Annotated in this window: 25 protein-coding genes; 14 read left to right on the top strand and 11 right to left on the bottom strand. The window is 70.2% G+C overall.

All coding sequences use genetic code 11. From position 1 onward, the window contains the following. Nucleotides 1–178: 178 nt before the first annotated feature. From BCF74_RS03280 to BCF74_RS03265, 4 genes are read left to right on the top strand one after another with little or no spacing between them, the layout of a single operon-like run. Nucleotides 179–1108 (top strand): ABC transporter permease, encoded by a 930-nt coding sequence (locus BCF74_RS03280; RefSeq protein ID WP_106296524.1) that lies wholly within the window; start codon nucleotides 179–181, stop codon nucleotides 1106–1108. Next, entirely contained in the window at nucleotides 1101–2021 is a 921-nt protein-coding gene (locus BCF74_RS03275; RefSeq protein WP_106296523.1) for an ABC transporter permease, read from the top strand. Before BCF74_RS03280 ends, BCF74_RS03275 begins: the two co-directional genes overlap by 8 nt. 16 nt (nucleotides 2022–2037) lie before the next feature. Then, nucleotides 2038–3069 (top strand): ABC transporter ATP-binding protein, encoded by a 1032-nt coding sequence (locus BCF74_RS03270; RefSeq protein WP_106296522.1) that lies wholly within the window; start codon nucleotides 2038–2040, stop codon nucleotides 3067–3069. Beyond that, nucleotides 3062–4285 carry an ABC transporter ATP-binding protein gene (locus BCF74_RS03265; protein ID WP_106296521.1) on the top strand — a complete coding sequence of 408 codons (1224 nt, stop codon included), beginning with the start codon at nucleotides 3062–3064 and terminating at the stop codon, nucleotides 4283–4285. The genes BCF74_RS03270 and BCF74_RS03265 overlap by 8 nt, the downstream gene beginning before the upstream one ends. Before the next feature lie 50 nt (nucleotides 4286–4335). On the opposite strand, the gene rsgA is transcribed toward BCF74_RS03265, so the two are convergent. The 3 genes from rsgA to BCF74_RS03250 are packed head-to-tail and all read right to left on the bottom strand — an operon-like array spanning nucleotide 4336 to nucleotide 7218. Beyond that, nucleotides 4336–5376, bottom strand: coding sequence for a ribosome small subunit-dependent GTPase A (gene rsgA, locus BCF74_RS03260; protein ID WP_106296520.1), 1041 nt, complete (start codon nucleotides 5374–5376; stop codon nucleotides 4336–4338). Beyond that, nucleotides 5376–6692 carry a 3-phosphoshikimate 1-carboxyvinyltransferase gene (gene aroA / locus BCF74_RS03255; protein WP_106296519.1) on the bottom strand — a complete coding sequence of 439 codons (1317 nt, stop codon included), beginning with the start codon at nucleotides 6690–6692 and terminating at the stop codon, nucleotides 5376–5378. Before aroA ends, rsgA begins: the two co-directional genes overlap by 1 nt. Then, entirely contained in the window at nucleotides 6679–7218 is a 540-nt protein-coding gene (locus tag BCF74_RS03250; protein WP_245889183.1) for a DoxX family membrane protein, read from the bottom strand. Before BCF74_RS03250 ends, aroA begins: the two co-directional genes overlap by 14 nt. Before the next feature lie 103 nt (nucleotides 7219–7321). On the opposite strand from BCF74_RS03250, the gene BCF74_RS03245 reads away from it, so the two are divergent. Beyond that, nucleotides 7322–8164: an SOS response-associated peptidase gene (locus tag BCF74_RS03245; protein WP_106296518.1), complete on the top strand. Its 843-nt coding sequence runs from the start codon at nucleotides 7322–7324 to the stop codon at nucleotides 8162–8164. After that, a complete protein-coding gene (locus tag BCF74_RS03240) occupies nucleotides 8161–8799 on the top strand; it encodes an alpha/beta hydrolase family protein (protein WP_106296517.1) in 639 nt (212 codons plus the stop codon). Before BCF74_RS03245 ends, BCF74_RS03240 begins: the two co-directional genes overlap by 4 nt. Here the strand turns inward: BCF74_RS03240 and BCF74_RS03235 are convergent. Next, on the bottom strand, nucleotides 8796–9335 hold the full coding sequence (locus BCF74_RS03235) for a ferritin (protein WP_106296516.1): 540 nt from the start codon (nucleotides 9333–9335) through the stop codon (nucleotides 8796–8798). The two genes, BCF74_RS03240 and BCF74_RS03235, sit on opposite strands and share 4 nt — an antisense overlap. Before the next feature lie 180 nt (nucleotides 9336–9515). Here BCF74_RS03235 and BCF74_RS03230 point away from each other — a divergent pair, with 180 nt between their 5' ends. Both BCF74_RS03230 and rsrA read left to right on the top strand, forming a co-directional pair. Further along, on the top strand, nucleotides 9516–10151 hold the full coding sequence (locus BCF74_RS03230) for a sigma-70 family RNA polymerase sigma factor (RefSeq protein WP_106296515.1): 636 nt from the start codon (nucleotides 9516–9518) through the stop codon (nucleotides 10149–10151). Next, the gene (gene rsrA, locus BCF74_RS03225) at nucleotides 10148–10453 is read left to right on the top strand and encodes a mycothiol system anti-sigma-R factor (protein WP_106296514.1); all 306 of its coding nucleotides are present in this window, start codon (nucleotides 10148–10150) and stop codon (nucleotides 10451–10453) included. Before BCF74_RS03230 ends, rsrA begins: the two co-directional genes overlap by 4 nt. Before the next feature lie 101 nt (nucleotides 10454–10554). Here rsrA and BCF74_RS17945 read toward each other — a convergent pair whose 3' ends face one another. Then, nucleotides 10555–10629 carry a 50S ribosomal protein bL37 gene (locus tag BCF74_RS17945; RefSeq protein WP_009775747.1) on the bottom strand — a complete coding sequence of 25 codons (75 nt, stop codon included), beginning with the start codon at nucleotides 10627–10629 and terminating at the stop codon, nucleotides 10555–10557. Nucleotides 10630–10804: 175 nt separating this feature from the next. Between BCF74_RS17945 and BCF74_RS17860 the strand changes: the two genes are divergently transcribed. The 3 genes from BCF74_RS17860 (at nucleotide 10805) to BCF74_RS03210 (ending at nucleotide 13459) form a co-directional block, all read left to right on the top strand. After that, nucleotides 10805–10933, top strand: a complete 129-nt coding sequence (locus tag BCF74_RS17860; protein ID WP_281257167.1) for a hypothetical protein — start codon at nucleotides 10805–10807, stop codon at nucleotides 10931–10933. 142 nt (nucleotides 10934–11075) lie between these two features. Beyond that, the gene (locus BCF74_RS03215; protein ID WP_146132863.1) at nucleotides 11076–12182 is read left to right on the top strand and encodes an HD domain-containing protein; all 1107 of its coding nucleotides are present in this window, start codon (nucleotides 11076–11078) and stop codon (nucleotides 12180–12182) included. Further along, nucleotides 12179–13459 carry an HD-GYP domain-containing protein gene (locus tag BCF74_RS03210; RefSeq protein ID WP_106296511.1) on the top strand — a complete coding sequence of 427 codons (1281 nt, stop codon included), beginning with the start codon at nucleotides 12179–12181 and terminating at the stop codon, nucleotides 13457–13459. Before BCF74_RS03215 ends, BCF74_RS03210 begins: the two co-directional genes overlap by 4 nt. 67 nt (nucleotides 13460–13526) lie before the next feature. On the opposite strand, the gene sodN is transcribed toward BCF74_RS03210, so the two are convergent. Both sodN and BCF74_RS03200 read right to left on the bottom strand, forming a co-directional pair. Next, on the bottom strand, nucleotides 13527–13928 hold the full coding sequence (gene sodN, locus BCF74_RS03205) for a superoxide dismutase, Ni (protein WP_106296510.1): 402 nt from the start codon (nucleotides 13926–13928) through the stop codon (nucleotides 13527–13529). Nucleotides 13929–13991: 63 nt separating this feature from the next. Beyond that, nucleotides 13992–14378 (bottom strand): S24/S26 family peptidase, encoded by a 387-nt coding sequence (locus BCF74_RS03200; RefSeq protein WP_218279189.1) that lies wholly within the window; start codon nucleotides 14376–14378, stop codon nucleotides 13992–13994. Between the two features lie 169 nt (nucleotides 14379–14547). Between BCF74_RS03200 and BCF74_RS03195 the strand changes: the two genes are divergently transcribed. Continuing rightward, nucleotides 14548–15729 carry an NAD(P)-dependent malic enzyme gene (locus BCF74_RS03195; RefSeq protein WP_106296508.1) on the top strand — a complete coding sequence of 394 codons (1182 nt, stop codon included), beginning with the start codon at nucleotides 14548–14550 and terminating at the stop codon, nucleotides 15727–15729. A gap of 37 nt (nucleotides 15730–15766) precedes the next feature. On the opposite strand, the gene mmuM is transcribed toward BCF74_RS03195, so the two are convergent. After that, nucleotides 15767–16651, bottom strand: a complete 885-nt coding sequence (gene mmuM / locus BCF74_RS03190; protein WP_106296507.1) for a homocysteine S-methyltransferase — start codon at nucleotides 16649–16651, stop codon at nucleotides 15767–15769. Between the two features lie 47 nt (nucleotides 16652–16698). Between mmuM and BCF74_RS03185 the strand changes: the two genes are divergently transcribed. Beyond that, on the top strand, nucleotides 16699–17670 hold the full coding sequence (locus BCF74_RS03185; protein ID WP_106296506.1) for a zinc-binding dehydrogenase: 972 nt from the start codon (nucleotides 16699–16701) through the stop codon (nucleotides 17668–17670). Nucleotides 17671–17691: 21 nt separating this feature from the next. Here the strand turns inward: BCF74_RS03185 and BCF74_RS03180 are convergent, their stop codons facing one another. Continuing rightward, a complete protein-coding gene (locus BCF74_RS03180) occupies nucleotides 17692–18387 on the bottom strand; it encodes a GDSL-type esterase/lipase family protein (protein ID WP_106296505.1) in 696 nt (231 codons plus the stop codon). 3 nt (nucleotides 18388–18390) lie between these two features. Next, nucleotides 18391–18567 carry a DUF6104 family protein gene (locus BCF74_RS17245; protein ID WP_170070116.1) on the bottom strand — a complete coding sequence of 59 codons (177 nt, stop codon included), beginning with the start codon at nucleotides 18565–18567 and terminating at the stop codon, nucleotides 18391–18393. A gap of 82 nt (nucleotides 18568–18649) precedes the next feature. Here BCF74_RS17245 and BCF74_RS03175 point away from each other — a divergent pair, with 82 nt between their 5' ends. Continuing rightward, nucleotides 18650–19420, top strand: a complete 771-nt coding sequence (locus BCF74_RS03175; protein ID WP_106296504.1) for an SDR family NAD(P)-dependent oxidoreductase — start codon at nucleotides 18650–18652, stop codon at nucleotides 19418–19420. Nucleotides 19421–19476: 56 nt separating this feature from the next. Here the strand turns inward: BCF74_RS03175 and BCF74_RS03170 are convergent, their stop codons facing one another. After that, nucleotides 19477–23409, bottom strand: a complete 3933-nt coding sequence (locus BCF74_RS03170; RefSeq protein ID WP_106296503.1) for a multifunctional oxoglutarate decarboxylase/oxoglutarate dehydrogenase thiamine pyrophosphate-binding subunit/dihydrolipoyllysine-residue succinyltransferase subunit — start codon at nucleotides 23407–23409, stop codon at nucleotides 19477–19479. Between the last annotated feature and the right edge of the window lie 75 nt (nucleotides 23410–23484).

Here is a 23484-nt window from a genome sequence, read left to right as displayed (position 1 = left end):
GCTCCAGCCGGCCCCTCCACCAGAAGTGCGACCTGCCTCAGCGTCACGAACGCGTCAGGTATGTTGCTTCTCTGGTCGGCCCACGAGGCCATGACAGACCCCCACGAGATGCGCCGACGCATCGACCGTGCCCGCCCGTCACCCCGGGTCGAGGCCGAACCTGACCACAGGAGGTGACATGGGCAAGTACATCGTCAGGCGACTGCTCCAGATGATCCCGGTGGTCCTGGGAGCAACCTTCATCATTTTCGCCATGGTCTTCGCCCTGCCCGGAGACCCGACGGCCGGCAAGTGTGGTGAGCGCCCCTGCTCGCCGGAGTACGTCGCGAAGTTCCGCGAGGAGCACAACCTCAACGACCCGCTGCCCGTGCAGTACGGCAAGTACCTCGGCAAGCTCGTCCAGGGAGACCTCGGGACGAACTACTACGGCATCCCCGTCAAGGAGGACCTCGCCAAGCGCTACACCATCACCGGCCGGCTGGCCGTGATGGCGATCGCGTTCGAGGCGATCATCGGCATCCTCGCCGGTGTGCTCGCCGGAGTACGCAAGGGCAGGTTCATCGACAACCTCGTCACGGTGAGCACCCTCTTCGTCATCTCCATCCCCGTCTTCGTCATCGGTGTGTTCATGCAGTACACCCTCGGCATCAAGTGGGGGATCTTCCCGGCCACCGTCCCGAGCCTCGATGCCTCGACGTGGTCGCTCGTCCTCCCGGCGTTCGTGCTTGGCGCGCTGTCGATCGCGTATGTCGCCCGGCTGACGCGCACGAACCTCGTCGAGAACCTGCGTGCGGACTACGTCCGGACGGCCGCGGCCAAGGGCCTGTCCAAGCAGCGCACCGTCGGCGTGCACACCCTGCGCAACTCGCTCATCCCGGTCATCACCTTCATCGGTGCCGACTTCGGTGCCCTGCTGGGTGGCGCGATCGTGACCGAGCGCATCTTCAACATCCAGGGCGTTGGTGGCTACATCTTCCGGAGCATCAACTCGCGTGACGGCGTCGCCGTCGTCTCCGCGGTGACCGTGCTCGTCATCGTCTACCTGCTCGTCAACCTGCTCGTCGACCTGCTCTACGGCGTGCTCGACCCGAGGATCAGCCATGACTGACACCATCGCTGCCGGAGTGCAGCCCACCGCCCCCGACGAGGTCGGCGAGGCGCGGTCGCTGGGTCAGGACGCGTGGCGGGCCCTCAAGAAGAACAAGCTCTTCTGGGCCTCCGTGGTCCTCATCGTCCTGTTCGTCCTCATGGCCATCTGGCCCTCGCTCTTCACCAACCAGGACCCGACCTACGGCGACATCAGCCGGGTGCGGCAGCGGCCGAGTGCGGAGCACTGGTTCGGAACGGACGGCCAGGGCTACGACATCTACTCCCGGACGATCTACGGCGCCCGCGCCTCGATCATCGTCGGCATCTGCACGTCGATCGCGACGCTTCTCGTCGGTGGTGTCATCGGCATCATCGCCGGCTTCTACGGCGGCTGGGTCGACGCGGTCGTCTCGCGCATCACGGACATCTTCTTCGCCATCCCGCTGCTCCTCGGCGGCATCCTCTTCATGGCGAGCTTCCCCAACGACGCGAACACGCCGTACTTCGTCATCGTCGGCAAGGTCGTGCTCACCCTGACGATCTTCGGCTGGCCGTCGATCGCCCGGCTCATGCGCTCGAGCGTGCTCCAGGTGAAGCCGAACGAGTACGTCCTCGCGGCCCGCGCCCTCGGCGCGAGCCCGTGGCGGATCATCCGCTCGCACATCCTGCCGAACGCGCTGGCCCCGGCCATCGTCGTCGCGACGATCAACCTCGGTGCCTACATCGTCGCGGAGGCGACCCTGTCGTTCCTCGGCATCGGGCTCACCCCGCCGGCGATCTCCTGGGGTGTCGCGATCTCCGACGCGCTCGTCGCGATCCGCACCTACCCGCACATCCTTCTCTTCCCCAGCCTGTTCCTCAGCCTCGCGGTGCTGGCGTTCATCATGCTCGGCGACGCCGTGCGTGACGCCTTCGACCCGAAGTCTCGATGAGCGCGAGGAGTCACACGTGAGCACCACAACGAAGTCCGCTGCGCCGCAGTCGCAGTACCAGCCCGACGCAAACGGTCGGCTGCTCGAGGTCGAGAACCTCCACGTCGAGTTCCACACCCCGGACGGCATCGCCCGCGCGATCAACGGCGCGTCGTTCGACCTGCACCAGGGCGAGACCCTGGCGATCCTCGGCGAGTCCGGTTCGGGCAAGTCCGTGACGGCCCAGGCCATCATGGGCATCCTCGACATGCCGCCGGCCGTCATCCCGGAGGGCGCGATCCGCTACGCCGGGCACGACCTGCTGACGATGCCCGAGGAGCAGCGCCGCAAGGTCCGCGGTCCGGAGATCTCGATGATCTTCCAGGACGCGCTGAGCTCGCTGAACCCGACGTTCCCCGTCGGCTGGCAGATCGGCGAGATGTTCCGGCAGCACCGGGGCATGAACAAGTCCGACGCCTACGCCCAGGCGGTGCGTCTCATGGAGCGGGTCGCCATCCCGGCGGCCAAGGAGCGGGTCAAGCAGTACCCGCACCAGTTCTCCGGCGGCATGCGCCAGCGCATCATGATCGCCATGGCGATCGCGCTCGACCCGGCGGTGCTCATCGCCGACGAGCCGACGACGGCGCTCGACGTCACCGTGCAGGCGCAGATCATGGCCCTCCTCGCCGAGCTCCAGGAGGAGCGGCAGATGGGGCTCATCCTCATCACCCACGACCTGGGTGTCGTCGCCGACGTCGCCGACCGGGCCGCCGTCATGTACGCCGGGCGCATCGTCGCCAAGGCCGACATCGACGACCTGTACGCCCGGCCCGCGCACCCCTACACCCGGGGCCTGCTCGAGTCGATCCCGCGCCTGGACCAGAAGGGCCAGACCCTCGCGGCCATCGGTGGCCTGCCGCCGAACCTCATGCGCATCCCGCCGGGCTGCGCGTTCAACCCGCGCTGCCGCATGGCCCAGGAGATCTGCCGCGAGCAGGAGCCGGAGCTGCGCCGCGTCGGGAACCAGGAGTCCCGCTGCCACTTCGCCGAGGAGGTCCTCAATGGCTGACGTCATCCTCAAGGCCGATGACATCGTCAAGCACTACCCGATCAAGGGCGGCATCCTCCGCACGACGACCGGGCACGTCAAGGCCGTCGACGGGGTCTCGTTCGAGCTGCACCGCGGCGAGACCCTCGGCATCGTCGGCGAGTCCGGCTGTGGCAAGTCGACGCTGGGCCGCGTGCTCATGCGCCTCGAGGAGCCGACGTCGGGCACGGTGAACTTCGACGGCGTCGAGATGTATGCCCAGAGCGGCTCGGCGATGCGCAAGCTGCGCCGCGACATCCAGATCGTGTTCCAGGACCCGTACACCTCGCTCAACCCGCGCAAGACGGTCGGCGACATCATCGGGGAGCCCTTCGACATCCACCCGGACGTCGTGCCCAAGGGCGGCCGAAAGCAGGCGGTCAAGGACCTCCTCGACATGGTCGGCCTCAACCCGGAGCACATCAACCGCTACCCGCACCAGTTCTCGGGCGGCCAGCGCCAGCGCATCGGCATCGCCCGCGGCATCGCGCTCAAGCCCAAGGTGCTCATCTGTGACGAGCCGGTGTCGGCGCTCGACGTGTCGGTGCAGGCCCAGGTCATCAACCTCATGGAGAAGCTGCAGGACGAGCTCGGCCTGTCCTACATCTTCATCGCGCACGACCTCTCGGTCGTCCGGCACATCTCCGACCGCGTCGGCGTGATGTACCTCGGTCGCATGGTCGAGCTCGGCACCGAGGCCGAGATCTACCAGCGCCCGACGCACCCCTACACGCAGGCCCTGCTGTCGGCCGTTCCCGTGCCGGACCCGACGATGCGTGGCAAGCGCGAGCAGATCGTCCTCACCGGTGACGTCCCGTCGCCGGCGAACCCGCCGTCGGGCTGCCGCTTCCACACGCGGTGCTTCAAGGCGCAGGAGGTCTGCTCCGTCGAGGACCCCGAGCTCATCCCGCGTCCGGACGGTGCCGGCGAGCACCGGTCGGCCTGCCTCTTCGCCGAGCCGCGCGTCATCGTCGAGACCGTCGACGTCACCGACGTCGAGCCGGACACCCGGTTCGCGACGACGGACACCGTCGACGTGGACGCCTTCGGTCAGACGCCCGGCGCCCTGCCCGACGACGAGACCGCCGAGGTCGACCGGACCGAGGTCGCGGACGGCTACGCGCCCGAGGACCAGCCCACGGGTGTCGGACGGATGATCGACAACCGCGAGGGCGACAACCCGCGCCCGCCCGTCTGAGCCACGACTGATTGCGCAGAGTTCGCAGGCGACCCGCGAATCCTGCGCAATCAGTCGCCGGTCTGGGGCTTGCGGGTCCGCAGCAACCGCCGCAGCGACTCCAGCCGTGACGCACCGGCCGGGCCGGCGTGCCCCTGCGCGACCCAGTCGTCCAGGGCGCACTCCGGCTCGTCGTGCGTGCACCCCCGAGGACAGCCCTCGGTGCCGGCCTCGAGGTCGGGGAAGTGGGTGATGATCCGCTCGGGGTCGACGTGCGCGAGCCCGAACGACCGGATCCCCGGGGTGTCGATGACCCACCCGTCGTCATCGGGCAGCCGCAGTGCCACGGCGGACGTTGACGTATGCCGTCCGCGCCCGGTGACGTCGTTGACGTCACCCGTCGCTCGGGCAGCGTCGGGGACGAGGGCGTTGACGAGGGTCGACTTGCCGACTCCGGAGTGGCCGACGAGGACGCTCACCCGGCCCCGCAGGGCGTCCCGGACGGCGTCGAGCCCATCGGTACCGCCGTCGCTGTCACCGCTGGGGGTCGCTGTCACGACGGCCCGGACCTCGAGCGGGGCGTAGTCGCGCAGGAACGGCTCGGGGTCGGCGAGGTCGGCCTTGGTGAGCACGAGCAGGGGGTCCATACCGGCGTCGTAGGCGGCGACGAGGCACCGGTCGATGAGCCGCGGCCTCGGCTCGGGGTTGGCCAGGGCCGAGACGACGACGAGCTGGTCGGCGTTGGCGACGATGACGCGCTCAACGGGGTCGGTGTCGTCGGCGGTTCGGCGCAGCAGGGTGCGGCGGTCCTCGATCCGGACGATCCGGGCGAGCGATCCGTCGTCACCCGTGACGTCCCCGACAAGGGCGACGTCGTCACCGACGACGATGCCCTTGCGGCCCAGCTCGCGGGCGCGCATGGCGGTGACGACGCGCTCGTCCTCGGCGCCCCCGGCGACGAGGACGGTGTAGCGGCCACGGTCGACGGCGATGACCATGCCCGGGACGGCGTCGAGATGGGCCGGACGGTCCTTCGAGCGCGGACGGCTGCCGCGCTTGTTCGGGCGGACCCGGACGTCGGACTCGTCGTAGTCCCGCGCCGACCGTGCCATCAGCGCACGGAATCCGTTGCGGCGGAGGCCTGCTCGCGAAGCAGCATGCGGTCCCACAGGTCCGTGAAGGTGGGCAGCGTCTTGGCGACCGTGCCGACGTCCTCGACCACGAGCCCTGGCACCGCGAGCCCCAACACCGCGGCCGCCATGACCATCCGGTGGTCGGCGTAGGTGTGGAACGTGCCGGGGGAGAGGGGACGCGGGTTGATCCGCAACCCGTCCTCGGTCTCGTCCACCGTCGCCCCGAGAGCGGTCAACTCGTGGGCCAGGGCAGCGAGCCGGTCGGTCTCGTGCCCGCGGATGTGTGCGACGCCGCGGATGATGCTCGGTCCCTGGGCGAGGGCCGCGAGGGCGGCGACCACCGGCGTGAGCTCGCTCGCGTCATGGAGGTCGAGGTCGACGCCTCCGAACCCGTCCGGAGCGCTGACGGTGAGCCCGTCACGGCCGAGCGTGACCTCCGCGCCCATCTGGTCGAGGATGTCGCGGATGTCGTCGCCGGCCTGGGTCGTGTGCTGCGGCCAGCCGGGCACGTGCACGCGACCTCCGGTGACGAGGGCGGCGGCGAGGAACGGTGCGGCGTTCGAGAGGTCCGGTTCGATCTGGACGTCGAGCGGGTTGAGGGGGCCGGGCTCGACCCGCCACGTGTTCGGCTCGCTGTCGTCGACGTCGGCTCCGGCGTCGCGCAGGGCCTCGACGGTCATGTCGAGGTGTGGCTGGCTCGGCACGGGTTTGCCGTCGTGGTGGACGGTCACACCGTCGTCGTAGTGGGCGCCGGACAGCAGGAGTGCCGAGATGAACTGGGACGACGCCGACGCGTCGAGGGTGACCGAACCGCCCTTCACCGAACCGGAGCCGAGGACGTCGAACGGCAGGGCACCACGGCCGCCGTCGTCGACGCCGACCCCGAGCGCGCGCAGCGCGTCGAGGGCCGGTCCCATCGGCCTCGTGCGGGCTTGGGGGTCGCCGTCGAAGTGCACGACGCCCGACGACAGGGCAGCCAGCGGCGGGACGAACCGCATGACCGTCCCGGCCAGTCCGCAGTCCACGGTGGCATCCCCGGTCGAGCCGCCGGGGGTGACGAGCCAGTCCCCGTCCTCGACGTCCTCGACGGCGGCGCCGAGCGAGCGCATCGCCTGCGCCATGAGCAGGGTGTCGCGGGAGCGTAGTGGATCGCGCAGGCGTGAGACCCCGCTCGCCCTGGCCGCGAGGACGAGGAACCGGTTCGTGAGCGACTTGCTGCCCGGGAGAGTGACGGTCGCGTCGACGGGGCCCGAGGCAGCAGGGGCAGACCAGTCGAATGGGTCAGGTGAGGGCATTCTTGGCCTGGGCCGCCTTGAGCTTGGCCTCACGCTTCGCGGCGCGGGCCGCCATCCTGGCCTCACGCTTGGTGGTGCTGACCGAGCGCTGCGCGTCGTGGCTCGCGCGGCGGGCTCGCCACGCCAGACTCGGCTTGCCGTCCGTGTCGACCGCGGCGAGGAGCACGCCACCGAGCAGGCCGAGGTTCTTGAGGAACTGGATCTTCTGCTGGGCGCGGGCCTGCGGGTCGGTCTCGTTCCAGAACGCATGTGCCGCAAGGGTTGTCGGCACCAAGGACCCGGCGAGCACGGCCGAGCCCAGTCGGGGCAGCGTGCCGGTCCCGAGCAGCGCACCGCCGCCCAGCATGGCGACACCGTTGGCGCGCACGAGGAGCTCGGGGTCGTCCGGCAGGCCCACCTTGGCCGCCTGGTCGACGACCGGCTTGGCTGCCTTGGCCTTGGCGCCGGGGTGCTTGAGCTGGTCGAGCCCACCGGCGACGAACATGGCGGCGAGCATGGGGCGGGCGATGCGACGCACGAGGGACATGCGTCCTCCTCACTTCTGGTTCGGTTCCTGGACCTTCTCCTACCGTAGTCGCCGCACGCCGGGCCCGCGTCCCTTGTCCCCGTCCGGTGGAAGGATGGGTCCCATGTGCGGGCGATACGCGGCGACGGCCAACCCCGACGAGCTCACGCTCGAGTTCGAGGTCGACGACGATCGGACGAGCGACCCGACCCGCAGCATCCTGGCCAATCCGCAGTCGCCGCCAGCCGGGACGCCGGACCACAACATGGCGCCGACGAAGCAGGCGCCGGTCGTCCTGACGCGCGTCCCCCGTGGTGAGGAAGGTGCCGCGCCGACCCGCCAGCTCCGGCTCCTCACCTGGGGCCTCGTCCCCGCGTGGGCCAAGGACTCCAAGGGCGGGGTGAGGATGATCAACGCCCGCGCCGAGACCGTCCTCGAGAAGCCGGCCTACGCCACGGCGGCCGCACGCCGCCGTTGCCTCGTCCCGGCCCAGGGGTGGTACGAGTGGCAGGTCTCCCCGACCGCGACGGACGCCAAGGGCAAGCCGCTCAAGCAGCCGTTCTTCACCCACCGGGCCGACGGCGAGAGCTGCGCGTTCGCCGGGCTCTACGAGTTCTGGCGTGACCCGTCGGTCGCTGACAACGACGACCCGGCCGCCTGGCTGACGACGTTCACCATCATCACGAGCGCCGCCGAGCCGGGCTTGGACCGCATCCACGACCGCCAGCCCCTCGTCCTCGACCGCGCCGACTGGGAGCAGTGGCTCGACCCGACGCTCACCGACACCGGAGCTGTCGCCGCGCTCCTCGAGCCGCGGCGGCCGGGACGCTTCACGGCATACCCGGTCTCGCGCGCGGTGAGCAGCAACCGCTCGAACGGGCCGCAGCTCCTCGACCCGCTGCCGGCATCCGAGCTGCACGGCGTGGTCGACCCCACGACCGGCGAGATCATCGGCAGCCCCTCATGACGACGACGCGGCTCGTCGAGATCGACACCCCGCTCGGGGTCGCGCACGCCCACGTCAGCCGTCCCGTGCGCGCTCGCGGGACCGTCGTGCTCACCCACGGCGCGAGTGGTCGCCTCACGGGCGGGGACCTGCTCGCCGTCCGTGACGGTCTCGTCGACGCGGGGTGGGCGGTCGCCTTCGTGCAGCAGGCGTGGGGTGTCGCCGGTCGCCGTATGCCGCCGCGTCCGGTGCCGCAGGACGCCGCCTGGCTCCCTGTGGTCGAGTCACTGCGCACTGGTCGCGGCCGGCTGCCCGGTCCGCTCGTGTTGTCCGGCAAGAGCAACGGCGCCCGGGTCGCGTGCCGGACCGCGGCGACGCTCGACGCCGACGGGGTGCTCTGCCTGTCGTTCCCGCTGCACCCGCCCGGCAAGCCGGAGACCTCCCGGGCGGACGAGCTCCTTCAACCGGTCGAGGCGGGCATCCCGCTGCACGTCGTGCAGGGGGAGCGGGACCCCTTCGGCACCCCCGCGGAGGTGCGCACGGCGCTGGGACCGGAGCGGACGGCATACGTCACCGCGGTCGTGGGAGAGCACACGATCCGGGTGACCGGACCGCTCGTCGACGCGGCCCGGTCGTTCGTCGAGACGCTCGACTAGAGCGCGCCGCCGGCGGCCTCGGGGGCGGAGCTGTCGGTGGGCTCGGCCTGGTTCTCGCGGGCGAGGTGCTCCTCGACCTGGAACCAGTCGTCGCCGGCACGCTCGGTGATCGTGAGGAGCGAGTTCATCGAGGCGACCTCCTCGACCTGCTCCTTGAGGAACCACAGCATGAACTGCTCACTGAGGACGTCACCCTCGGAACGCGCCGCGCGGAACAGCGCCTCGCACTGCTCGGTGACCTTCTTCTCCTGCGCGAGGGCGAGCGCGATCGGCTCGGCCGGCTTGACGAAGTCGTTGCGGACCGCGTCGACGCCGGGGATCTCGACCTCCCAGTCACGGTCGAGCATGTAGCGCACCATCATCATGGCGTGGTTGCGCTCCTCGACGCTCTGCGCATAGAAGCGCTCGGCGAGGCGAGGCAGGTCGGAGTCGTCGAACCAGGCCGCGATGGCGATGTACTGCTGGCTCGCGGTGAACTCGTGACGGACCTGCTCGCCGAGGAGAGTGACGAACGACTGCGGCGACTGCTTGGCCATGGCGCCAAAACTACACGCGCCCTCCGCAGGGGAATGCGGGTGCTCCCGAAGGGCGTTGGACCGGCCGTCCACGCACCCGCCGCGGCCCGCGGCCGAGGTGCACACGTCCTGAGGAGAGGTGCTTCGGTGTTGGTGCTGCACACGACGTCCCCCGAGCAGACCGGGCTAGGCTGGAGTGCGATGACGACACCACAGACCACGCCCGCCACGAGCGATGAGCCCACGGTCGACGTCGCGAGCGAGACTCCGGAGGAGCGGCAGGCCCGCTTCGAGGCCGAGGCGCTGCCGCTGCTCGACCAGCTCTACGCCGCCGCGATGCGCACGACCCGCAACCCCGCGGACGCCGAGGACCTGCTGCAGGAGACCTACGCGAAGGCGTTCGCGGCGTTCCACCAGTTCAAGCCGGGGACGAACCTCAAGGCGTGGATGTACCGCATCCTCACCAACACCTACATCAACAGCTACCGCAAGAAGCAGCGCGAGCCCCAGCAGTCCGACGCCGCCGAGGTCGAGGACTACCAGCTGGCCCGCGCCGAGTCGCACACGAGCACGGGGCTGAAGTCGGCCGAGGCCCAGGCGCTCGACCGCCTGCCGGACACCGAGATCAAGCGGGCGCTCCAGGAGCTGCCCGAGGACTTCCGGATGGCGGTCTACCTCGCCGACGTGGAGGGGTTCGCCTACAAGGAGATCGCCGAGATCATGGGCACGCCGATCGGCACCGTGATGTCCCGGCTCCACCGCGGGCGCCGTCAGCTCCGCGAGATGTTGACCGAGTATGCCGCCGAGCGCGGCTTCGGCAAGGAGGCCTCGTCGTGAACGACAGCCAGAACAGCACGCCGGGCGACGGCGCCTCGCACGCCCACTCGCACGCCGAGTGCTCGGAGGTCCTGCACCGGATCTACGAGTACCTCGACGGCGAGATGGCTCCCGGCGACGTGGCCCGCGTGGCCCAGCACCTCGAGGCGTGCGGACCCTGTCTCGAGGAGCACGACCTCGACCGTGCCGTGAAGGCTGCGGTCCGGCGCTCCAGCGAGGGTGACCCGGCGGCGTGCCCCGACGCGCTGCGGCTGCAGATCGTGCAGCGGATCACGATGGTGCGCTTCGAACTCGACCGCTGAGGTCGCGTTCGGTCTGCGTCGCAGGCCGGACATGACGAAGGGGCGGTCACCCGTGGTGGGTGACCGCCCCTTCGTCGTTGCGGCGTATGCCGTGCTGACGCTCAGGCGTTGGGCTTGCGGCCGTGGTTGGCCTTGTTGCCCTTGCGCGAGCGACGCTTGCGGGCGCGCTTGCTCATGACAGATCTCCTCGTCGTCGGGGTCGGACGCGGGTCCTGCGGCCGGCCGTCGGTACACGATCCATCGGCGGCGAACCCAAGTTCGTCCGACTCATTGTTGCACAGGTTCGCTCGTGGGATGATGCAGCCACCCCCGCCCGGCTCCCCCTGCCGGGCTCTTCCGAAAGGTTCCTCCATGCGCGCCCTCCGTCTCATCGCCGCTGCCGTCACGCTCGCCGCCGTCTCCGTCATCGGCGCCGGCTCCGCCCAGGCCGCCCCGTCCTCGCAGCAGATCGTGTTCAAGGCCGACGACTGGACGTGGTGATCATGTCCGGACGGTGTTGATGCAGTCAGCGACGTCCCCTCGTCTTCTACGACTCGGTGCGCCCGGGTACATCGGGCTCACGACGGTCCTCGCCTGTGGGCTGCTGGTCCTCTGTTGGCTGATCTACGGATGGCCTGAGGACATGGTCGCCGTCGTGCTGCTCTCGTTGCTCGGTGCGCTCACGTGGCGGCTTCCGGCGACCACGAGCGATGGCCGAAGTGCGTTCTCCGCAGGGCACGTCGTGGGCCTCACGGCCATCACGTTGGCGAACCCGCTGGGTGCCGGGCTGGTCGGTGCCTTCATGGGCGGAATGCGGCGGCGCAGTGACCCCCGACGCCGGGTGTTCAACGTGGCCGTGCTGGCGACGACCTGCATGGTGGCTGGCCTCGCCTACGACCTGGTCGGTGGGTCATTCGACCTCTCGGAGCTTCGCGGGGCGCGCGCGGCGTTGTTCAGCGTTGCACTTCCCATGCTCGTTGCCGATGCCGTCTATCTCCTGGTCAACGCCGTTCTCGTGGCAGGCGTCATCAGGATCACTGCGGGAGTCCCCCTGCGTCTCCAGGTGGTGGACATGCTGACGAGCAGCGGGATCGCGCAGTTCGCCTACGGCGTGATTGCGATTCTCGTCGTCCTGATGTGGCAGCCGGGACGACTCGGCCCAGTGGCTCTCCTCGTCGGTTTGGCCCCACTCGCAGGTGCCCGATGGGCGCTTGTTCAGTACGGCGAGGAACGCAACGCGCGGGAGCGTGCACTGGGCGCTCTCGTGTCGGCCATAGAGACTCGCGCCCCCAGCCTGACGGGTCACGGTGGGCGCGTGTCGGAGTTGGGCGCCCGAATGGCCCAAGCCCTTGGTCTCGGACCGCAACAGGTCGCGGACGTGCGTACGGCGGGACTCCTTCATGATCTGGGCCGTGTGGTGGTGGCGCCGGGCTACGACGATGCGGACGGAGCGACAAGTGCGGCACGGCGTGAGGCCGAGATGTTGCGTGAGCTGCCCTTCCTCTCCGGGGCCACTTTGGTCATGCAGGAGGTCGCCCTCGGGGATTCTGCGACGACGCCTCGCTCCCTGGGGGCCGAGATCGTCCTCGCGGCCGACGCCTACGACCTGTTGACCCATGGCGAGACTGCTGTGCCGTCAACGCAGGCGCTCGCCTCGCTGCGAGTGACTGGTCGCTTTCGCGACGAGCGAATTCTCTCCGTCCTCGAGGCGGCGGTCCGTGACCCAACCACATCGGTCGGTGCCCGATGACTCCAGGACGTCGCGTCGAGCCGCTCATCCTCGGCCTTGCCATCGCAAGCATCCTTGGCGCGTTCCTCACCGCCTTGGGCAGCCTGGAGGAAGCGCTGACCGAGCACTGGCTCGTCATCGCGGCGTTCGTCGCGGCCATCGCCATCGGGGACGTCTTCCGGGTGCAGATGCCGTCCGGCAGGGTCATGACCCCGGTGGCCACATCCTCGGCCATCGGCCTCGCCGTGCTCGGCCCGGTCGAGGGGGAGGCGCCTTTCGACGTGCCTGCGGGCGTCGTCCTCATCATCGTCGCCGCCGCGTCCGGCGTGGGTCTCGGGCTCTGTCGGCTGTTCGGCCGACCTGTCGACTGGACAGCGGGCGCTGTCCGTACGATCGGCGTCGGCATCACCGCGGCCCTCATGCGCAACCTGCCGCTCGCCGACGGCGGCCCGTGGGCTTGGCAGCTCAACCCGGACAAGCCGCGCTGGCTCATCGCGGTCATCATGCTCGGAGTCGCGGCTGCCGGACTGTACGTCGACCTCGTCCTCACCGGTCTCGTCCGGGCGCAGCGACGCTCGATGCCGATGCGTCGCGCTCTCGCCGAGGAACTCGGCGAGGCCCAGAGCCTCACCCTGGGGCTGCTGGCGGCTGGACCGCTGGTCGCCCTGCTCGCGCCCATCGTGGGTTTGGCTGGCCTGCCTCTCGGGCTGCTACCCGTCGTGCTCACACACATCGCCGTGCGTCGGTTCGTCACCAACCGCGAGACCTACCGCCAGACCATCGCGACGTTGTCGCGTCTCACGGAGGTCGCGGGGTACACCCCGACAGGGCACGCGGCACGGGTGGCATCGCTCTCCGTCGGCATCGGCCGGGCCATGGACCTGCCCTCGGCAGAGGTCGAGGACCTCGAGTACGCGGCGCTGCTGCATGACCTCGGGCAGGTCGGACTGCGCTCGCCGATCCCCGAAGGAGCGACGGTCCTCGCCGCCCCCGACGACCAGCGGCGCATCGCCTCTGAGGGGGCGACGATCGTTCGGCGGACCGAGGTGCTCGACCGGGTCGCCGACCTCATGGAGCGGCAGACCATGCCGTTCCGGCACGTGCGCGAGTGGGGCGAGGAGATTCCCGTCCCGAGCCGGATCATCAAGGTGGCCAACGCCTTCGACGACTTCTCGCACGGCAGCACCGACCCCGACGCCGTGGCCGCGGCGCTCGAGCGCATCAACCTCGGACTCGGCTACGAGTACGACCCCGAGGTCGTCGACGCCCTCATCCGGTCGATCCCCGCTCAGCCGTAGCGCCCGGCGAGGAGGAACGCGAAAGGCCCCGGACGGCATACGTCCGGGGCCCTCGGCGTGAGGCGGGTCAGGCCTTCTTGGTCTCCTTGAAGATCTTGTCGATCTCGTCGATCTTCGCGAGGAGCTCGTCGGCCTTGGCGGCGTCGAACTCACCCTTGGTGCCGGAGGCGCCCGCAAGCTTCGTCGCCTCGTTGATGAGGGTGTGCAGCTCGGGGTACTTCTCGAAGTGCGGCGGCTTGAAGTAGTCCGTCCACAGGACCCAGAGGTGCTCCTTGACGAGCTGGGAGCGCTGCTCCTTGATGAGGATGGCGCGGGTGCGGAAGTCCGGGTCGTCGTTGTCGGCGACCTTGGCGATGATCGCCTTGATCGACTCGGCCTCGATGCGGGCCTGGGCGGGGTCGTAGACGCCGCACGGCAGGTCGCAGTGAGCGCTGACGTCGGTGATGCGGAACAGAGCGGGGAGGCGCATGAACGTCCCTTCCTTGATGGGGTGTCTGCCGTCGTCCAACCTACCCTGCAGCGGCGCTCTTGGTCAGGGGCGCTCGCGTCGACCCAGCAGCCCGGGGCGCGGCCAGATCCGGGCGATGACTCGGGCCTCAACGGCGGACTGCTCGAGTGAGCCGACATCGAACGACGTGACTCCCTCGCGGGGGTTGTCCGAGTCGACCCACCAGCGCTCGGGGGCGTCGGGATCGCGGCCGGCGATCCGCTTGACGGCCACCGGTCGAGGGAGGCCGGCGGGGTCGGGTGGCAGTCGCACGACGACGACGTCCCGCGGTCGTATGCCGGCCCCGCGGAGTGCGAGGAGCACGTCACCCTCGTGCAGGGTCGGCTCCATCGAGCGTCCGCGCACGCGCACCAGCCACGGCCTCGGCAGCGAGCGGCCCCAGCGGAAGGAGGCATGGGGTAGCGGCAGCACGGGGCGATTGTGGCATTGCGCACGCGGCGAGGCGCTGACGTGGCCGTGACCCTCGTGCGAGGATGGGCGCGCGGCACACCTCCCGCCCCTTGCCGACCGGCACCTCGGTCCGGCCTGCGCCCCATCGTTTCCGGTGCGGGCGGCCACCACCACGTTGGGAGTCCCTGTCATGTCCGTGTCCCCGCAGCAGCGGCCGGAGGCCGTGCGCGCGAACGTCGACTTCGACGGTCCGGTGTTCCGGGCCCACGAGGGCGGCAAGCTCGGGGTACACGCGACGCAGCCGCTCAGGGGTCGTGAGGACCTCTCGCTTCTCTACACACCCGGGGTCGCCGACGTCTGTCGGGCCATCGCGGTCGAGCCGGAGCTCGCGAGCCGCTACACCGCCCGGGGCAACACCGTGGCCGTCGTCAGCGATGGGACGGCCGTTCTCGGCCTCGGTGACATCGGACCGCTCGCGGCCATGCCCGTGATGGAGGGCAAGGCCATCCTCTTCAAGCACTTCGGCGACATCGACGCCGTGCCCGTGTGCCTCGAGACCGGCACGGTCGACGAGCTCGTCGAGACGATCGCGCGGCTCGCGCCGTCGTGGGGCGGCATCAACCTCGAGGACATCTCGGCGCCCCGGTGCTTCGAGATCGAGGCCAGGCTCAAGGAGCGGCTCGACATCCCGGTCTTCCACGACGACCAGCACGGCACCGCCATCGTCGTCCTCGCTGGGCTCATCAACGCCGCCAAGGTCGTGGGGCGCGAGCTGGCCGACCTTCGCGTCGTCGTGGCGGGCGCCGGTGCCGCCGGGGTCGCCGTGACGGCGCTGCTGCAGCGGGCGGGTGTGCGCGACATCGTCGTGTGCGACTCGCGCGGCATCATCTCGCCGACCCGGGCCGACCTCACGGGTCACAAGCACCGCATCGCCGCCTCGACCAACCCGCGGGGCCTCAGTGGCACCCTCGCCACGGCGCTCGAGGACGCGGACGTCTATGTCGGTGTGTCGGGCGGGACGGTCCCGGAGGAGGACGTCGCCCGGATGGCGCCGAGCTCGATCATCTTCGCGCTCGCCAACCCGGACCCGGAGGTGCACCCGGACGTGGCACACCGGCACGCGGCCGTCGTCGCGACGGGCCGGTCGGACTTCCCGAACCAGATCAACAACGTGCTGGCCTTCCCGGGCATCTTCCGCGGTGCCCTCGACTCGGGCGCTGCGCAGATCACCGAGGCGATGAAGCTGGCGGCTGCCGAGGCCATCGCTGCCATGGTGCCCGAGCCGACGGCGGACGAGATCGTGCCGAGCGTCTTCGCTCCCGGAGTCGCCGACACGGTCGCCGCTGCCGTGGCTCGTCTGGCCCGCGGCTGAGGCCGGGTCAGCCGGCTGAGGCCGCGTCAGCTGCCGCTCAGCCGTCGACGGCGTCCGCGATGCTGCGGACGCCGTCGACGTCGATGCCGCAGCATCCGCCTATGAGCAACGCACCGCGGTCGCGCCAGCCCTGCACCGTCTGCGCCGGGAAGGTCGTGGTGCCGTCTGCGGTCCACGTCTTGGTGCTGGCGTCGTAGGTCGCGCCCGCGTTCGGGTAGACGACGAAGGGCACGCTCGCCGTCGCCGACTCGAGCAGGGCGTCGACGTGCTGTGGCGCCGTGCAGTTCACGCCCACTGCGACGGCGCCCGGTCCGGCGACGGTGGCCGCCTCGGCGAACGACGCGCCACCGGTGACGCGGGCGCCCTCGGTGGCCGAGAACGAGACCCAGTAGGCCAGCTCGGGCGCCAGCTCCTCGAGGAGGGCGACGACGACCTCGGCCTCGAGGACCTCCGGGAGGGTCTCGACGGCGACGACGTCGGGCTCAGCGGCAACGAGGCGCTCGAGCCGGCGGGCGTGGAAGTCCCGCAGGCGTGCCCGGTTCACGTCGGGGTAGCCGGTGTACTCCGAGCCGTCGGCGAGATGGGCGCCATACGGCCCGACTGACGCCGCGACGAGAGCGCGGTCGCCAGCCGCCTCCCGGGCCAGCAGCACCGAGGCATCGAGGTCGGCGTCGCACTGCTCGTCGGTGAGCCCGGCGGCCCGGTAGCCCGCGTGGCTCGCCTGGTAGGACGCGGTGATGACCACCTGTGCCCCGGCGTCGACGAAGCTGCGGTGCGCGGCGACGAGCTCGCCGGGCGCCTCACGCAGCAGCCGGGCCGACCAGAGCAGTCCGGAGAGGTCGTGGCCACGAGCCTCGAGCGCGGTGGAGAGGCCGCCGTCCAGGACGACAGGCCCGTCGGCGAGCTGCTCGGCAATGGTCATCGCCACATCGTCTCACCGGTCGCCTGACGTCTCGATAGGGTCGAAACATGCTCGCCGCGTATGCCGTGTCCCAGTCCGCCGACGACCCGTTGTCCGGGCTCGAGGTCGGGGAGCGTCCCGACCCCGAGGCGCGCGACGGCTGGGTGGTCGTTGACCTCAAGGCGTCAGCCCTGAACCACCACGACGTCTGGTCGCTCCGCGGGGTCGGCCTGCCGGCGGACCGGCTGCCGATGGTCCTGGGGTGTGACGGGGCCGGCGTCGACCCCGACGGCAACGAGGTCCTCGTGCACGCCGTCATCCCCTCCGACGGCTGGACCGGCGAGGAAACCCTCGACCCGCGGCGCACGCTGCTCTCCGAGCTCCACGACGGCACCCTCGCCACCAAGGTGGCGGTGCCCAGGGCCAACCTCGTGCCCAAGCCCCAGTCCCTGTCCTGGGAGCAGGCGGCATGCCTCCCCACGGCTTGGCTCACGGCATACCGGATGCTTTTCTCCAACTCGGGGGTGAAGCCGGGCGGGACCGTTCTCGTGCAGGGGGCGGCCGGCGGCGTGGCGACCGCGCTCGTCCAGCTCGGCAGCGCGGCCGGGATCCGCATGTGGGTCACGAGCCGCGACGAGGCCAAGGGTGAGCAGGCCGTCGCCCTCGGCGCCGACCGGGCCTTCGGCTCGGGGGAGCGGCTGCCCGACCGGGTCGACGCCGTCATGGAGACGGTCGGTGCGGCGACGTGGTCACACTCGGTGAACTCGCTGCGTCCCGGCGGCACCATCGTCATCTCCGGCGCGACGTCGGGCGACGCGCCCGAGAAGGCCGAGCTGACGAAGATTTTCTTCAAGCAGCTGCGGGTCGTCGGGTCGACCATGGGCAGTCGCGAGGAGCTGGAGCGTCTCGCGAACTACGTTGCCGGACAGGGGATCGAGCCGCTCATCGACTCGGTCATGCCGCTGGCGGACGCCCGCGACGGCTTCGCCAAGATGGCTGACGGCAACGTCACCGGCAAGGTCGTCTTCACGACCGCATGAGCCGGGACGCCGTGAGCTCCTTCAGATCTGGAGCCACTCGTTCCAGCCGTTGTGCAGGACGAGCCAGGCGATGAGGCCGTAGCCGGCCTGACCGGGGTGGTGGCCGTCGCGACTCGCGGCGAGCTCGGAACGCCACTGGTCGTGTCCGAGCAGCGGCCGGAAGCAGTCGACGAACGGGACACCGCGGCGCGAGCACACGTCCGCCTGGGCGTCGACGAGGACGGCGAGCTTGTCGTTGAACGCCTGGTCGCTCGTCGGGGGAGGGCTCACGACGAACGTCGAGACCCCCGTGCTCGCGGCGTCGTCGAGAATGTTCGCGAGGTTGAGGCGGTGGCGCGCGAGGGTGACCCCCGCGGCGATGTCGTTGGCGCCGACGGACACGACGAGACGGCGCTCGCCCCGGTCCTTCCAGCGCGGCGGGCATTCGGTGTGCCAACGGGTGAGCACGTCACCGCTCGTCTGGCCGCGGACGCCGAGGTTGTATGCCGTGAGCTCGAGATCCGGGTGCTGCGTGCGGCCCACGACCCGGGTCACCCAGCCCTGACCCTTGGGGTCCCCGACGCCGGCAACCATCGACGCGCCCATGAAGACGACCGCCACGTCGCGGGGGCCCTCGGTGGGGACGCTGAACTCGGCGCTCGGACGGAACTCGATGTCGGCCGCGCCGTCGTCGCCGGGGCCGGCCTCGGTGTGCGCTGTCTGGGGAAGGTCAGTCATCGGTCAGTCATCCTCGTCGTCGAGCCGGGCCAGCCAGGTGGCGAGCCGCTCGACGGGTGTCTCGAAGTCGGGGTTGAGGTCGACGAAGGTCCGCAGCTGCTCGGCGACCCAGGCCAAGGTGACCTCTTCGTCACCACGGCGCGCCTCGAGCTCCTCGATCCCGCGGTCGGTGAAGTACACCTCGCGAGCCTAACGCGCAGGTGAGGCCCCCCAGCGGACCGACGCGGCGCCCGGGCGGTCGTGGAGGTCTAGCCTGACGGCCATGAGCATCCTCGACACCTTCTCCCTCTCCGGTCGCACCGCCCTCGTCACCGGCGGCTACAAGGGCATCGGCCTCGCCCTCGCGCGGGGACTCGCGGAGGCCGGCGCCGACGTCGTCATCGGGGCTCGGGACGGCGAGGCCAGTGAGGAGGTGGCGCGGCAGATCGCGGAGGAGACCGGACGCACCGTCGTCGGGACCCGGCTCGACGTCACCGACGCGCAGTCGTGCGTCGCCGCCGTCGAGGTCGCACTCGGGCGCACCGGCCGCTTCGACATCCTCGTCAACAATGCCGGCGCGTGCATCCACGCCCCGGCCCTCGAGGTCACCGACGAGGACTGGGACGCCGTCATGGACGTCAACGTCGGCGGGCTCTGGAAGATGAGCCGCGCTGCCGGCACCCACTTCGCCGAGGCGGGCAGCGGCACGATCGTCAACATCGGCTCCATGTCGGGAGGCATCGTCAACCGCCCGCAGTGGCAACCGGCATACAACGCCTCGAAGGCGGCCGTGCACCACCTCACGAAGTCGCTCGCCGCGGAGTGGGCACCCCTCGGGATCCGCGTCAACGCCGTCGCGCCCGGCTACGTCAAGACCGAGATGGCGCCCGTCGACGACCCGGCGTTCCGGGCGCGCTGGATCGACGATGCGCCGATGCAGCGCTTCGCGATGCCCGAGGAGATCGCACCGGCCGTCGTGTTCCTCGCCTCCGACGCGTCGAGCTTCATGACCGGGTCGGTCGTGACGATCGACGGCGGCTACAGCGTCTTCTGACGACCGACGCGAACGGGCCCGGACGCGTATTGCGTCCGGGCCCGTTCGAGGTGCCGTCAGCGGTCGAACGCCGCCTTGACGAGCTCGGCCTGCTCGGCCTGGTGCTTCTTCGTCGAGCCGGTGGCAGGAGATGCCGACGCCGGTCGGGCGATGACCCGCAGCGGCCGCGTCTCGCCGTTCTCGGCGAGGGCAGCCGGCAGGTTGAGCGCGAGGAACGGCCACGCGCCCTGGTTCATCGGCTCGTCCTGGACGACGACGACCTCGGCGTCGGGGTACTTCGCCAGCTCGGCCGCGAGCTCGGCTCCCGGCAGCGGGTAGTACTGCTCGAGGCGCAGGATCGCGGTGTTCTTGTCGCCGCGCTTCTGACGCTCGGCCTCGAGCTCGTAGACCGCCTTGCCGGCCGCGATGAGGACGCGGTCGACCGTGCCCTCGGTCGAGTCCGGACGGTCGGGGAGGACCGGTCGGAAGGTGCCCGTGGTGAAGTCCTCCGGCATGCTCGACGCAGCCTTGAGGCGCAGCATCGACTTCGGCGTGAAGACGATGAGCGGGCGGCGCGGACGGGCGTACGCCTGTCGACGCAGGAGGTGGAAGTACGACGCCGGCGTCGACGGGTAGGCGACCGTCATGTTGTCCTCGGCGCACATCTGGAGGAACCGCTCGATGCGCGAGGAGGAGTGGTCCGGGCCCTGGCCCTCGTAGCCGTGGGGGAGGAGCAGCACGACCGAGCTGCGCTGGCCCCACTTCTGCTCCGAGCTGGAGATGAACTCGTCGATGATCGTCTGCGCGCCGTTGAAGAAGTCGCCGAACTGCGCCTCCCACAGCACGAGCGCGTCAGGACGCTCGACGGAGTAGCCGTACTCGAAGCCCATCGCCGCGAACTCCGACAGCAGTGAGTCGTAGACCCAGAACCGGGCCTGGCCCTCGCCGAGGTAGAGCAGTGGCGTCCACTCGAGCGCCGTCTCCTTGTCGATGAGGACGGCGTGGCGCTGCACGAAGGTGCCGCGGCGGCTGTCCTGCCCGGCGAGGCGCACCGGGGTGCCCTCCTTGAGCAGGGAGCCGAAGGCGAGGAGCTCGCCGGTGGCCCAGTCGATGCCGCCCTGGCTCACCGACGCGACGCGCTTGTCGAGCATCTGCTGGAGCTTGGGGTGGACGGTGAAGCCCTGCGGCGGGTTGGCGAAGACCTCGCCGATCGCCTTGAGCTCCTCGGGCGTGATGGCCGTCTCGGTGGCCGACCGGTCGGTCTGGTCGGACGTCTGCGCGGTCGGCGGCTCGAGGCCCGTGTGGCCCTCGACGTCGGTGCCGGTGTAGCTGTCGTCGGCGGCCTTCGCGGCGTCACGCTCGTTGGCCTTGAGCGCCTCCTTGGTCTCGACGAACACCCGCTCGAGCTGCTGCTGGTAGTCGCGCAGGGCGGCCTCGGCGTCCTCGACGGTGATGTCGCCGCGCCCGATGAGGGACTCGGTGTAGAGCTTGCGGACGCTGCGCTTGGCCTCGATGAGGTTGTACATGAGCGGCTGCGTCATCGACGGGTCGTCGCCCTCGTTGTGGCCGCGACGGCGGTAGCAGACCATGTCGATGACGACGTCCTTGGCGAACTCCTTGCGGAACTCGTAGGCCAGCTCGGCGACGCGCACGCACGCCTCCGGGTCGTCGCCGTTGACGTGGAAGATCGGCGCCTGGATCATCCGGGCGACGTCGGTCGAGTAGGTCGAAGAACGGGATGAGCTCGGCGAGGTGGTGAAGCCGACCTGGTTGTTGATGACGACGTGCACGGTGCCGCCGGTGCGGTAGCCGCGCAGCTGCGAGAGGTTGAGGGTCTCGGCGACGACGCCCTGGCCCGCGAACGCTGCGTCACCGTGGAGGAGGACGGGCAGGACGGTGAAGTCCTCGCCGGCGAGGTTGAGGCGGTCCTGCTTGGCCCGCACGATGCCCTCGAGGACGGGGTTGACCGCCTCGAGGTGCGACGGGTTCGCGGCGAGGTAGACCTTGGTCTTCGCGCCGTTCTCGGCGGTGAACTCGCCCTCGGTGCCGAGGTGGTACTTCACGTCACCGGAGCCCTGGACCGAACGCGGGTCCTGCTTGCCCTCGAACTCGCGGAAGATCTGGCCGTACGACTTGCCGGCGATGTTCGCCAGCACGTTGAGGCGACCGCGGTGCGGCATACCGATGCAGACCTCGTCGAGGTCGTCCTCCGCGGCACGCGAGAGGACCCGGTCGAGAAGGGCGATGACCGACTCGCCACCCTCGAGTGAGAAGCGCTTCTGCCCGACGAACTTCGTCTGGAGGAATGTCTCGAAGGCCTCGGCGGCGTTGAGCCGGCGCAGGATCCGCAGCTGCTCCTCGCGCGTCGTCTTGGCGTAGCCGACCTCGATCTTGTCCTGGATCCACTTGCGCTGCTCGGGGTCCTGGATGTGCATGTACTCGACACCGATGGTGCGGCAGTAGCTGTCCCGCAGGATGCCGAGGATCTTGCGGAGCTTGAGGAACGGCTGGCCGCCGAAGCCGCCGGTGGCGAAGTGCCGGTCGAGGTCCCACAGCGTCAGGCCGTGGCTCGTGACGTCGAGGTCGGGGTGGCGACGCTGCTTGTACTCGAGCGGGTCGGTGTCGGCCATGAGGTGGCCGCGGACGCGGTAGGCGTGGATGAGCTCCTGGACCCGCGCGACCTTGTTGATGTCGTCGTCGTGGGAGGCGGAGATGTCCTGGACCCAGCGCACCGGCTCGTAGGGGATGCGCAGGCTTTCGAAGATGTCGTCGTAGAAGCCGTCCTCGCCGAGGAGCAGCTGGTGGACGATGCGCAGGAACTCACCGGACTGGGCACCCTGGATGATGCGGTGGTCGTAGGTGCTCGTGAGGGTGAGGATCTTGGAGACGGCGTTGCGGTTGAGGGTCTCCTCGCTCGCGCCCTGCCACTCGGCGGGGTAGTCCATGGCGCCGACGCCGATGATCGCGCCCTGGCCGGCCATGAGCCGCGGCACCGAGTGGACGGTGCCGATGGTGCCGGGGTTGGTCAGCGAGATCGTCGTGCCCTGGAAGTCCTCGACGGTGAGCTTGCCGCCGCGGGCCTTCTTGACCATGTCCTCGTAGGCCGTCCAGAACCGCGCGAAGTCCATCGTCTCCGCCGCCTTGATGGACGGGACGAGGAGCTGGCGGGTGCCGTCGGACTTCTCGAGGTCGATGGCGAGGCCGAAGTTCACGTGGGAGGGCGTGACGAGGGCGGGCTTGCCCTTCTCGTCGGTGGCGAACCCGGCGTTCATCGCGGGCATGAGGCCGAGGGCGCGCACGATCGCGAAGCCGATGATGTGGGTGAAGCTCACCTTGCCACCGCGCGAGCGGGCGAGGTGGTTGTTGATGACGATGCGGTTGTCGACGAGCAGCTTCGCCGGGACGGCGCGCACGCTCGTCGCGGTTGGGACCTCGAGCGAGGTCTCCATGTTGGCGACGACGCGAGCGCCGGCGCCACGGATCGGAGTCTGCACCGGGCCGCTCAGCTCACTCTCGCCCTTGCTCGGGGCGGCGTCGCGCGGCTTGGGCACGTCGGCCTTGGGCTCATCCTTCTTCGGCTCCGCCTTCGCGGGCTCGGCCTTCTTGGGCTCGGCCTTCTTGGACTCGGCCTTCGTCGTCTCCGACTGCTGTGCGGGCTGGGCCTGCTGCGTCGACGCCTCGGTCTTCGGCGCCTCGGTCTTGGCCGGTTGCTGCGCGGAGGTCGCCTGCGTCGACGCCTCGGTCTTCGGCGAGGCGTCCTGCTGCTTCGCCGACTGCGCCTGCTGGGCCGCCTTCTGCTGTGGCGCCGGCGCGCGGTCCGAGCCGTCCTGGGTCACGCCGTTGCCCGACCCGGCGTGGCCGGTCGTCGGGTCGTAGTCCTCGAAGAAGCTCCACCACGCCTTGTCGACCGAGTTCTTGTCCACCTTGTACTGCTCGTAGAGCTCGTCGACGAGCCATTCGTTGGGTCCGAAGGCTGTCAGGGGGTCGCTCGAAGCGGGCTGGTCAGGCACGGCGGATACGCCTCTTTCTGCGTGTCGACATCGACGTTCACGTGTGCCGTCAAGCGTATCTCCCTCGTGCGTACG

It is taken from the genome of Knoellia remsis, assembly GCF_003002895.1.
Taxonomy (GTDB): Bacteria; Actinomycetota; Actinomycetes; order Actinomycetales; family Dermatophilaceae; genus Knoellia; species Knoellia remsis.
This window is presented reverse-complemented; position numbering and strand designations above follow the sequence as displayed.

Bases quoted from the DNA above. Each gene is read 5' to 3' on its own strand.
- aroA (WP_106296519.1), bottom strand. From the start codon at position 6,692: ATGCCCTCACCTGACCCATTCGACTGGTCTGCCCCTGCTGCCTCGGGC.
- BCF74_RS03215 (WP_146132863.1), top strand. From the start codon at position 11,076: ATGGTCGCCGTCGTGCTGCTCTCGTTGCTCGGTGCGCTCACGTGGCGG.
- sodN (WP_106296510.1), bottom strand. From the start codon at position 13,928: ATGCGCCTCCCCGCTCTGTTCCGCATCACCGACGTCAGCGCTCACTGC.
- rsgA (WP_106296520.1), bottom strand. From the start codon at position 5,376: ATGGCACGGTCGGCGCGGGACTACGACGAGTCCGACGTCCGGGTCCGC.
- BCF74_RS03275 (WP_106296523.1), top strand. From the start codon at position 1,101: ATGACTGACACCATCGCTGCCGGAGTGCAGCCCACCGCCCCCGACGAG.
- BCF74_RS03265 (WP_106296521.1), top strand. From the start codon at position 3,062: ATGGCTGACGTCATCCTCAAGGCCGATGACATCGTCAAGCACTACCCG.
- BCF74_RS03180 (WP_106296505.1), bottom strand. From the start codon at position 18,387: ATGACTGACCTTCCCCAGACAGCGCACACCGAGGCCGGCCCCGGCGAC.
- BCF74_RS03240 (WP_106296517.1), top strand. From the start codon at position 8,161: ATGACGACGACGCGGCTCGTCGAGATCGACACCCCGCTCGGGGTCGCG.
- BCF74_RS03230 (WP_106296515.1), top strand. From the start codon at position 9,516: ATGACGACACCACAGACCACGCCCGCCACGAGCGATGAGCCCACGGTC.
- BCF74_RS03250 (WP_245889183.1), bottom strand. From the start codon at position 7,218: ATGTCCCTCGTGCGTCGCATCGCCCGCCCCATGCTCGCCGCCATGTTC.
- BCF74_RS03195 (WP_106296508.1), top strand. From the start codon at position 14,548: ATGTCCGTGTCCCCGCAGCAGCGGCCGGAGGCCGTGCGCGCGAACGTC.
- mmuM (WP_106296507.1), bottom strand. From the start codon at position 16,651: ATGACCATTGCCGAGCAGCTCGCCGACGGGCCTGTCGTCCTGGACGGC.
- BCF74_RS03175 (WP_106296504.1), top strand. From the start codon at position 18,650: ATGAGCATCCTCGACACCTTCTCCCTCTCCGGTCGCACCGCCCTCGTC.
- BCF74_RS17860 (WP_281257167.1), top strand. From the start codon at position 10,805: ATGCGCGCCCTCCGTCTCATCGCCGCTGCCGTCACGCTCGCCGCCGTC.
- BCF74_RS03235 (WP_106296516.1), bottom strand. From the start codon at position 9,335: ATGGCCAAGCAGTCGCCGCAGTCGTTCGTCACTCTCCTCGGCGAGCAG.
- BCF74_RS03245 (WP_106296518.1), top strand. From the start codon at position 7,322: ATGTGCGGGCGATACGCGGCGACGGCCAACCCCGACGAGCTCACGCTC.
- BCF74_RS03185 (WP_106296506.1), top strand. From the start codon at position 16,699: ATGCTCGCCGCGTATGCCGTGTCCCAGTCCGCCGACGACCCGTTGTCC.
- BCF74_RS03280 (WP_106296524.1), top strand. From the start codon at position 179: ATGGGCAAGTACATCGTCAGGCGACTGCTCCAGATGATCCCGGTGGTC.
- BCF74_RS03210 (WP_106296511.1), top strand. From the start codon at position 12,179: ATGACTCCAGGACGTCGCGTCGAGCCGCTCATCCTCGGCCTTGCCATC.